The 9,302-nt window shown below is 44.2% G+C and carries 8 protein-coding genes; 1 reads left to right on the top strand and 7 read right to left on the bottom strand.

The features are described 5' to 3' along the window. Positions 1 to 131: 131 nt before the first annotated feature. The 3 genes from IM322_RS14775 to IM322_RS14765 are packed head-to-tail and all read right to left on the bottom strand — an operon-like array spanning position 132 to position 2,362. On the bottom strand, positions 132 to 707 hold the full coding sequence (locus tag IM322_RS14775) for an ABC transporter ATP-binding protein (RefSeq protein WP_287675538.1): 576 nt from the start codon (positions 705 to 707) through the stop codon (positions 132 to 134). After that, complete coding sequence (locus tag IM322_RS14770) at positions 704 to 1,819, bottom strand: acyl-CoA dehydrogenase family protein (RefSeq protein WP_287675537.1); 1,116 nt, start codon at positions 1,817 to 1,819, stop codon at positions 704 to 706. The genes IM322_RS14775 and IM322_RS14770 overlap by 4 nt, the downstream gene beginning before the upstream one ends. 12 nt (positions 1,820 to 1,831) lie before the next feature. Then, the gene (locus IM322_RS14765; protein ID WP_286826784.1) at positions 1,832 to 2,362 is read right to left on the bottom strand and encodes a DUF4242 domain-containing protein; all 531 of its coding nucleotides are present in this window, start codon (positions 2,360 to 2,362) and stop codon (positions 1,832 to 1,834) included. A 370-nt stretch (positions 2,363 to 2,732) separates the two neighbouring features. Here IM322_RS14765 and IM322_RS14760 point away from each other — a divergent pair, with 370 nt between their 5' ends. After that, positions 2,733 to 4,136 (top strand): serine/threonine-protein kinase, encoded by a 1,404-nt coding sequence (locus tag IM322_RS14760; RefSeq protein ID WP_287675536.1) that lies wholly within the window; start codon positions 2,733 to 2,735, stop codon positions 4,134 to 4,136. On the opposite strand, the gene IM322_RS14755 is transcribed toward IM322_RS14760, so the two are convergent. The 4 genes from IM322_RS14755 to ebsA all read right to left on the bottom strand — a co-directional run bounded on the left by IM322_RS14755 (position 4,128) and on the right by ebsA (position 9,086). Continuing rightward, positions 4,128 to 5,567, bottom strand: coding sequence for an aminotransferase class I/II-fold pyridoxal phosphate-dependent enzyme (locus IM322_RS14755; RefSeq protein WP_287675535.1), 1,440 nt, complete (start codon positions 5,565 to 5,567; stop codon positions 4,128 to 4,130). The genes IM322_RS14760 and IM322_RS14755 overlap by 9 nt on opposite strands. 174 nt (positions 5,568 to 5,741) lie before the next feature. Next, the gene (locus IM322_RS14750) at positions 5,742 to 7,556 is read right to left on the bottom strand and encodes an ABC transporter ATP-binding protein (protein ID WP_287675534.1); all 1,815 of its coding nucleotides are present in this window, start codon (positions 7,554 to 7,556) and stop codon (positions 5,742 to 5,744) included. Between the two features lie 40 nt (positions 7,557 to 7,596). Further along, the gene (locus IM322_RS14745) at positions 7,597 to 8,673 is read right to left on the bottom strand and encodes a phosphotransacetylase family protein (protein WP_287675533.1); all 1,077 of its coding nucleotides are present in this window, start codon (positions 8,671 to 8,673) and stop codon (positions 7,597 to 7,599) included. Between the two features lie 35 nt (positions 8,674 to 8,708). Beyond that, positions 8,709 to 9,086, bottom strand: a complete 378-nt coding sequence (gene ebsA, locus IM322_RS14740) for a type IV pilus biogenesis protein EbsA (protein ID WP_287675532.1) — start codon at positions 9,084 to 9,086, stop codon at positions 8,709 to 8,711. Positions 9,087 to 9,302 lie beyond the last annotated feature (216 nt).

The following is a 9,302-nucleotide window of genomic DNA, read 5'->3' as shown; positions in this document are numbered from 1 at the left end:
CTCTGCTCTTTCTTCTTCTTTAAGAGCTTTTTGTAAGTTTTTCTTTTCTTCTAAGTCTAGGAAATCTTTGGCTGGCATAAGTAGGATTTTTCTCAAGTTACTATTTCTATTTTAGGTGGTTTAAGTGCGTTTTAGCTTATGACTTCTAGGAGGAGTTTTTGCATCTCGAAACGGGTGATCGCGTCGAGGGCGCTAAACGGCTCATCAAGGAGGAGGAGAGAGGGGCGGCGGGCGAGGACGCGGGCTAGAGAAACTCTCTGAGCCATACCGCCCGATAGTTGATGAGGATAGGCACGCTCGAAGCCCTCTAGTTTCACGCTTTTAACAGCGGTGTGAACCCTTTCGCGTAATTGCTGATGATCGAGACGGGGCATCCGCTTTAATTTCAAACCAAAAGCCACGTTTTGCCAAACGGTTAACCAAGGTAAAAGGGCGGGGGATTGAAAGACGATCGAGCTGCGGATGTCTGGTGCTTGTAGGGGTCGTGAGTGCAATTGTATTTCTCCGCCATCGGCACTTTGCAAACCAGCGGCGGTAGCAAGGAGGGTAGATTTGCCGCAACCACTAGCCCCAAGCAAACAAACCACCTCACCGGACCGCACCTGTAGGTTAATATCCTCAAAAACGGTACGGTAGCCATTGCGGGTTTTATAGCGTTTGTGGAGATTTTTCAGGGTGAGGACGGGGTAATCAGTGGCGACGCTCATTCCCTCACCCCCGCTCGATCGAGTTCGCCAGTGAGAATTTTATCGGTAGAGGACTGACGTTGTAACTCTCTTTCTAGTTGAATCAGGCTCGGAGTTAACACTGGTAAAAAGGCGACCTCGCGCAGCCGTCGCGCCGTGTCGCTATTACGAAAATAGCCTTTTCCTCCCTTAATTTCCGCTTCTAACCATACGGATTCCACCGCTAACCGGGTAATGTCCACTCTGAGGGTGAATAGTTGGCGTGTTCGTCCGAGATCGAAGCTTTCTAGGGTGCTCAATTCCTCGATTGTCTTTTCTAGACGAGTCAGACGCTCCCGGGCGAAGAAATAACGATCGCTCGCTACCGCGGCCTTTCCCCCTAAACTTTTCTCCGTCTCCCCAAGGGATTTACGCGTAATGCCAAGGGCCAGTCCGCATTGTAACAGCAAGAAACAGGGGCGGACTGAGGGTAAAAATTTTTCTGCTTCAAAGCTGATAATCCAGTCGTGAGATAACTGAACTCGATCGAATTCAAGGGTACTGGTGCGGGAAGCTTGTAAACCCAATAATTGTAGGTCTTCACCCCGTTTTAACCCCTCTGCGAAGGAGGGAAGGGCGAGGATAAGAGTTTGTCCAGATGTAGTTTGAGCGGCAACGGCCACTATGAATTCTCCGTTAGAGTCGAGGTTAGAGGCCCAGGGCAGGAAGCCATTAACAGTGACGTTTTCTCCCTCGATCTTTGCTTGTAAACGCAGCTCCTCGATACCGCCGAGGTACTTCATCGCGTTAGAGAGTCCTGTTGCTCCGGCTATCTCTCCCTTGAGAACAGCCGGTAGAATTTTGTTTTGTAGGTAAGTGTTATTACTGGCCGCCAGATATTGAATGAAGACGCGCTGACACCAGAAAACAAAACCGGTGGTGAGGCAGCATTGGGACACAGAGGAGATCGCCTCTACTGCCTGTAATAAGGAGCCACCCCGGCCCCCTAAGCTTTCAGGTATAGCATAGCCGAACCAGCCCGATTCTCCTAGCTTGGTTAGGGCCCAACCGAGGTTGAGATTAGCTGTACCGTTGTTGAGGTCAGTGGCTCTTTCTTCTAGAAAAGAACTGATTTCGGAGCCTCGATCGAGCATAATTGTTCTCTCCTAGGGGTGAATATTTTCAATCGAGGTCAAACTATCTATAGGTGCGCCGACCACTTCTCTGGCTCTTTTTACCGCCGCTTCATCGGGACTATCGTAGAAACAGAGACATTTACTCAAGTCTTCGCAAACATAGGTACGCTCGAAACTGACTTCAGGCACTTGAGCGTAAAGGGGGGTTTTCTCTGCTTTTCGTTGCAGGTAAGTTTCCATCGTTAGCCCCGGGGGTAAATTCCACTGTACTAGATAGTTGGCTTTGTCTTGGCGCTCTCGCACAGTGGCTAAGTCCTGCCCAATCAAGCGCATTTCCTTGATTAGTTGCCAACTTAGCCCAGCGTTTTCTAGTACTTGTTCGAGGGAGGCGCGATCGATCGCTTTGATAATCAGGAATAACCGCCCCTCTCTTTCACCGATTAGGGCTTCGATTAACTCTCCCTGGGATTTTGATGCGAGTGTGGCAATGCGCTCCAATATCTCGCTCACCTCTTCTTTTGTCCTTTCTTGTCGATCATCCTCTACTAGATATAGAGTCATAATTCATCTGAAATACATTTACAATACATTTGAGTTTACTGTCTTTGAGAAAAAAAAGCAATATTTTCAAGAGCCTCAAAACGAGGTGACACGGGAGTAGATGGTTCAAGACCGTTTCGCTCAAGTCGTGGCCAGAACCCTTGCCTTGAATGATATGCGTGACCCGATTTTTTCGATAACCGCTAGATCCGGCTGAATTTTTTTCAGCCAAAGACTTGACAAAATCAAAAATTTTTGCTAACCTTGTAGTATAATGGGAATCCGTCTCGGCCTACGAACTCTCTTTTTAACTCTTTCTCAAGAATAAAAATTTTAACCCGAATTGCCGGTAGTAGCTAAACTAAGAGCAGTACCAAGGGAAACGGTGACTATGGAAGTTATTTGCACGCGTCCCCACTGTCCGAAACCGCGTAATCAATGCCCAGACCTAGACGATAACAATCGCTTAACCTCGATCGATCAGAAGTATTGTACTACTTGCGGGATGCCATTAATTTTAGGGGGACGTTATTTGCCAGAACGTCTATTGGGACAAGGAGGATTTGGGGCGGCATTTTTAGTAGTAGATCGTTATAGTCCCAAAAAAGCTAAATGTGTACTCAAACAATTTCAACCTTCCGGTAATTTAAGTCCGCAAGCTTTAGAAAAAGCGAAAAACTTATTTTTTCAAGAAGCGCACGTTTTAGAAGATTTAGGACGAGAACATCCCCAAATCCCCGATCTCTATGCTTTTTTCCCTTTAACAGTCAAGAATCAATTAACGGGAGAAGAAGAGCAATTTTTCTATCTGGCCCAGGAATATATCGACGGTAAAAACTTAGAAGAAATTCTCCAACAGCAACAAAAACCCTTTCAAGAAAGTGAAGTCAAAAACATTCTCGAAGAATTACTTCTTATCCTCAAATTTATTCATGAAAATGGTTCCATTCACCGGGATATAAAACCATCTAACATCATGCGCTCCAAAAATGGCCGCCTCTATTTACTCGATTTTGGGGCAGTAAAACAGGCTACCAATAATCCCAATAATACACAAGAGAAATCCACAACAATTTACTCGGCAGGATTTGCCCCTCCCGAACAACAATTAGGCAATCAGGTATCGGCAGCCACGGATTTATATGCCCTAGCAGCTACCTGTGTTATGCTCTTAACTAATCGCGATCCTGATGATCTATACGATCCGCAAAAACAGGTCTGGAATTGGCAAAATTATGCCCCCAACATCAGTGCAGATTTAGCAAGAGTATTCAATAAAATGTTACTAGCAAATCCCCTGGATAGATTTCAATCCTGTGGAGAAGTTTTAACCGCTTTAAATCCTCCTCCTCCATTTTCCCCATCTCCTTCACCTTCTCCAATTCCTCCATCTCCTTCACCTTCTCCAATTCCTCCATCCCCTCCATCTCCTCCAGTGATTAGAAAAACTTCCCGCTTTTCTCTTGGAGAAACTTTCGCTAATGCTGCCTTTACAGGATTTGAAGGGACATTATTAGTAATTGTCTTAAATAGTTTAGTCCCCTCGGTAGGAATTGTCATCGCTTTTATGATCATGGGGGGCTTAGTTTTGGCATTATTTAAAAAAGTGATTGAAGGGGTAGATTTAGCGATTCTAGCAGCAATTACCTCCTTTGCCTTCTGGTTATATACGGAACTGCAAGGAACCCTAAGTTTCCCTGAAATTGCTATCATTGCCGTGATGGCAGCCATCGGAGCAATTGCTATTACCGCCTTTTTCCGGCTAATATATCAGATAATTTTGCGATTATTTTAAAACCCTGAAAGTTGCCAAATTATCATCACTACCGCCGGTAATCGTGCCACCGAGGTCTAAAATAGTTTGCAGATAGTCGAGGATTTCCTGCGAAATTAACTCTCCCGGCATCAAAACGGGAATACCGGGGGGATAGGGACAGATAACATCAGCACTAAGACGATCGAGGGCATTTTTCCGGGATACTATCTCTGTAGGGGCAAAAAAAGCCTTTCTAGGAGAAATAGCCAAATTTCCCGTGACTGGGGGAGGAGTGGGGGGTAAACTGGTAGAGGAAGGGGATTTCAGGCATTGAAAAGCAGTAATTAGACGATTAATGTGTTCTCGATGGTTGCCGATGGAGATAATAAAAGTAAGTTGGCTGAAAGTCGGTAATTCTGCGGTGACAGCGTATTTTTCTCGCAAAATATCGTCTATTTCGTAACCAGTTAAACCAAAATCTTTGACGATTACCGTTAAACGAGTGCGATCGAACCAGTGACAACCCGGGATAGAATGGGGAAAGTCTAAAACAGAGATATTAGGAATTTTATTGAGTTCTTTTCGGGCGATAGCGGCTAAATCAAGGGTTTTGCTCAGTAAATCTAGTCCTTGCGTCGCCATTTGCTTTCTAGCACTATCAAGAGAAGCGAGAAGTAGATAACTAGGGCTAGTGGTTTGAACTAATTGTAAGGCTCGATCGACTTTTTCGGAACTAATGCGATCGCTTTTTAAGTGTAACATTGATGCTTGAGTTAAGGCCCCTAAAACCTTATGGGTGGACTGAATAGCCATATCGGCACCGAGAGACAGCGCAGCCGGAGGTAAATCGGGATGAAAGGCAAAATGCGCCCCGTGAGCCTCATCGACGAGCAGCGGGATAGAATAATGATCGGTAATCTGGGCGATAGTTTTTAAGTCACAGCAAACCCCTTGATAGGTGGGAGAGACTACCATCACCGCTTTGGTGTCGGGATGAAGTTTCAGGGCATTTTCGAGGGATTGGGGGGTTATATTTAAATTTAGATCGATAGTGGGATTATATTCGGGATTGATAAAGATAGGCTGCGCCCCAGAGAGAATTAAGCCTGAAATTGCCGATTTATGAATATTTCTCGCCAAAATAATTTTATCTCCCTGGCCGCAAGTGGCTAAAATCGCCGCAATAATGCCACAACTGGAACCATTGACCAAAAACCAGCTTTTATCTGCCCCAAATGTCTCGGCTGCTAAAATTTGCGCTTCTTTAATCACTCCCGTCGGGGCAAACAAATTATCAAGGTCGGGTAATTCGGGTAAATCGGCTTTAAAGACGCTTTTTCCCAGTAAATTACTTAAATCCTCCCCGATTCCTTCCCCCTGCTTATGCCCTGGAGCATAAAATGGTACATCTAAACTATTGACTTTTTTTTGCAGTTGTGATATTAGCGGAGCAGATTCTGGCGAAGACATTGTGGGAAGTGGGGAAGTGGGGGGATTTGTCAGTAATCAGTAATCAGTAAACAGTAATTGGTAATTAGTGAAGATTGATCGGCGAATAATATCATTTAAAGCTTAAAACTTAAAACTTATCACTTTAATCTCATAACTGATGACTGATAACTGGTAACTGATCACTGATAACTGTTAAATATCTGTGCCTAACATTTGCAGTTTATATAAACTAGCGTAGAGGCCGTCTTTGGTTAATAAATCTTCATGGGTTCCCGATTCGACTAATTCCCCGCGTTTAAGGACAAGAATTCGATCGACATCGCGAATAGTAGAGAGACGATGGGCGATAATAATAGCAGTACGATCGACTAGAATCTGTTCTAAAGCTTCTTGAATTAATACTTCTGTCCCCACGTCTAAACTAGCGGTAGCTTCATCTAAAACTAAAATTTCGGGATTACGAATAGCGACTCTCGCAAAAGCGAGTAATTGTTTTTGTCCTCCCGATAAATTTGCGCCCCGTTCCCGTAAAAGGGTATGATAACCATCGGGTAACTCCTCGATAAAGTGATCGATATTAGTTAATTTAGCTGCTGCCTTCACTTGCTCAAAATCATAATTTTCCCCTAAAGTAATATTGCGAGTAACATCTCCGGCAAATAGAAAAGTTTCTTGGAGAATGACACCGATATAACGTCTTAATTCCGCTTGGGGAAGATAACGGATATCGATACCATCCACTAGAATTCTGCCCTTACTTGGTTCGTAAAGACGACAGAGAAGACGAATAATCGAACTTTTTCCCGCACCGGTGGGACCAACTAAAGCGACTTTTTCCCCTGGATGAATGGTAAAATTGAGACCTTTGATAATATATTCATCGGGTTTATAACCAAACCAAACATTCTCAAAAATAATCTCGCCAGTTTGACGTTTTTCTGGGAAGTAAATCTCTTTATAATTGTTAGAATCGGTGATTTCAATGGGAATACTAATTAATTCACCAATTCGTTCTATAGCAGTAAAACCAGCTTGAAACATGGTAAATTTTTCGGCAAACTGACGCAGGGGATTAAAGAGACGTTGGGAGAATAAAATAAAAGCTGATAAAACCCCAAAATCAATGGTTTTCTGGAGAATAAAAATCCCACCTAACCATAATACTCCTCCCACGGCAATTAATCCGATCCATTCCAAAGTGGACGAGACAGCCGAATCATAAAAAATTGTTTTATCTAGGGATTGACGATATTGAGTATTGATAGCGCGAAACATTTCAGCATTAAAGCGTTCGCGGCGAAATAATTGAACAATATTAACTCCGACTACATTTTCCTGTAATTGGGCATTAAGTTTTGATAATTCCTCGCGGACTTGATAGTTAGCGATGCGGTATTGTTTTTGAAAAAAGATAATTAAAGCAGTGACGGGAAATAACATCAACACCAACAATAAAGCTAATTGCCATTGCAGGGTAAACATGGTGATGATAATAACTAAAATATTGACCAAATCACTGACAACTCCGATCGCCCCACTAGCAAAAACTTCTCCTAATGCTTCCACATCGCTGGTTAAACGAGTGACTAAACGTCCCACGGGAGAGCGATCAAAAAAACTGGAGGAAAGGGAGGTGACATGGGTAAATAAATCTTCCCGGACATTAGCAGTAATTGACTGACCGACTTTCTGCACTAGATAACCTTGCATTGTCCCTAAAATCAGTCGTAAAATAATCGAAACCGAGAGGATAATAATTAGGGTATTAATGGCTGCTATTAAGGGCATTCGAGCCAAAAAATCCCAAGTTTGTTCCTTTTGCAAAAGGGAGACCGCTTGACCGATAATTAAGGGTTGGATCGCCCCTGTGAGAGATAGGGGAAAAAGAAGTATTAATGACCAGAATAGCAGGGCTTTTTGCTTTTTTGCGTAGGGAAGTAATCTTAATAATAAGCTCCAGTCATTTTCTTTGACCGGAGGGGACACAGGGGAGGATGATAGACTCATGAAGGGGTTTCCAATGAAATTCTCGGCAGCCGGGGAGAAATTACGCCCCTATTGCTAACTTTTCTAACAGGCGATCGATCTGGAAATATTCCTCCATTAATTCTCGAATACAAGCGACTTTTACCTGTTCCTGTAAGCGAATCTTCCCGAAGGCCTGATCGACGATTTCCACGGTGGTGAGAGTATCTAAATTTACCGAGAGAATCGGTACTTCTAAATCCTCAGCCCGGCCCAAAATCAGGGGATCTGGAGAGATAGAACCAGTTAAGATTAAACAGGTGGTGGAAGTTTCTAGGGCAGCTAACTGTAGGTCTGTGCGATCGCCCCCCGTAATCACGGCCATATTTTCCCCCTTGCGAAAATATTCTAAAGCGGCGTTGACATTCATTGCCCCGATCGCTAAACTTTCTACCATCCAATCCAAACGATCGGGCCGACATAATACTTTGGCCTCTAAAAGATGGACAATTTCCCGAACACTAATACTACGCAGCAGTTTACTAGCGGGTAACAGTCCTAAAACTTCCACACCTTGGCTTACCAGATAGGGTTTAAGGAGAGATTGTACTTCCTCCCAATCATCGGCTGGGATATCGCTAATTACTACCCCCAGCAGCTGATTATTTAATTCCTCTCTTGCTTTCAGCAGACTCTCGGCAATTAGGGGAGAACTATAGCGGGCCACCAATAGGATCGGAGTCTGGAGAATTTTGGCCATCTCCCCCATCGATAACTGAAAAATACTCCCTTCCCAGAGAGTCCCCGGCCCTTCGAGGAGGGTAATATCACTGTTAACCCGATCGAGATAGCCAGCAAGAATATTGCCGTAGTCCTGTTTATCTGCACCTTGCAGACGTTTAGCAACGGAATCCACATCTGTATAGATCAGGGGGAAACGCAGCTGATCGGGGGATAATTCTAGTAATTGCCGGATAAATTCTACATCCTCATCGACCAATTGCCCATCGACGTAGCCCGGACAATTGCCCACTGGTTTGCCGTAACTTATCTCTAGGCCTTTTTGCCGCAAGAGATGCGCTAAACCGACGATAGTTCCCGATTTACCACTGAGGGGTTCCAGGGAAGATATGAGTATAGATTTGGCTGATTTCGCCACGATTTGCTCCTTTTTAACCCGTAAAATCCCGACTTTTATTCTTCAAATCGCAGCAGTTTCCGATAAAATCCCTGCGAAAAGTCGGCTGAACCTAGCTGCTTAAAGGTTTTAATCGCATCGATGAGGTATTCGATCAACTCGGCGTTAATAATCGTCATCTCATAGCTTAGGTCGGCCTGTCCTTCAAATTGTAAACGACAACGGGTCAATTCCGAGGGCAATTTTGATACATACCAAGACGCTACAAAGGGAATCCCTTGACTGTTTTCTATGCGACGATGACCTTCTAAAGCTCCTGCTTGATACAAAGCGATCGCATAGGGCAGGATACTATATTTGTCCTTGGCATAGTAGGGCATATATACTACCACATCGGCCTTATTAGCGGGTTCTAATTGTTCGATAGTCGGCATAATTTAAGTAATAGGACAAAATTAACTTCTTGGTTAGGATAGGCACTCATGCAAGGGGCAAAAGGCAAGAGTTACTTAGGGTCTGCAGCAAAAAGTTTTTCGGTGGGGGTTGGGGGTTGGGGGTTGGGGGTTGGGGGTTGGGGTGTGGGGTGTGGGGTTTTACCCATTTTCAGGTGGTCAATTACCTAATTTTCAGGGAAAAAGTCCCGGAATTTT

Source organism: Microcystis sp. M109S1 (genome assembly GCF_020247025.1).
Lineage (GTDB): Bacteria > Cyanobacteriota > Cyanobacteriia > Cyanobacteriales > Microcystaceae > Microcystis.
Note: the sequence above shows the minus strand (reverse complement) of the source record. Positions and strands in the feature narration are given on the sequence as shown.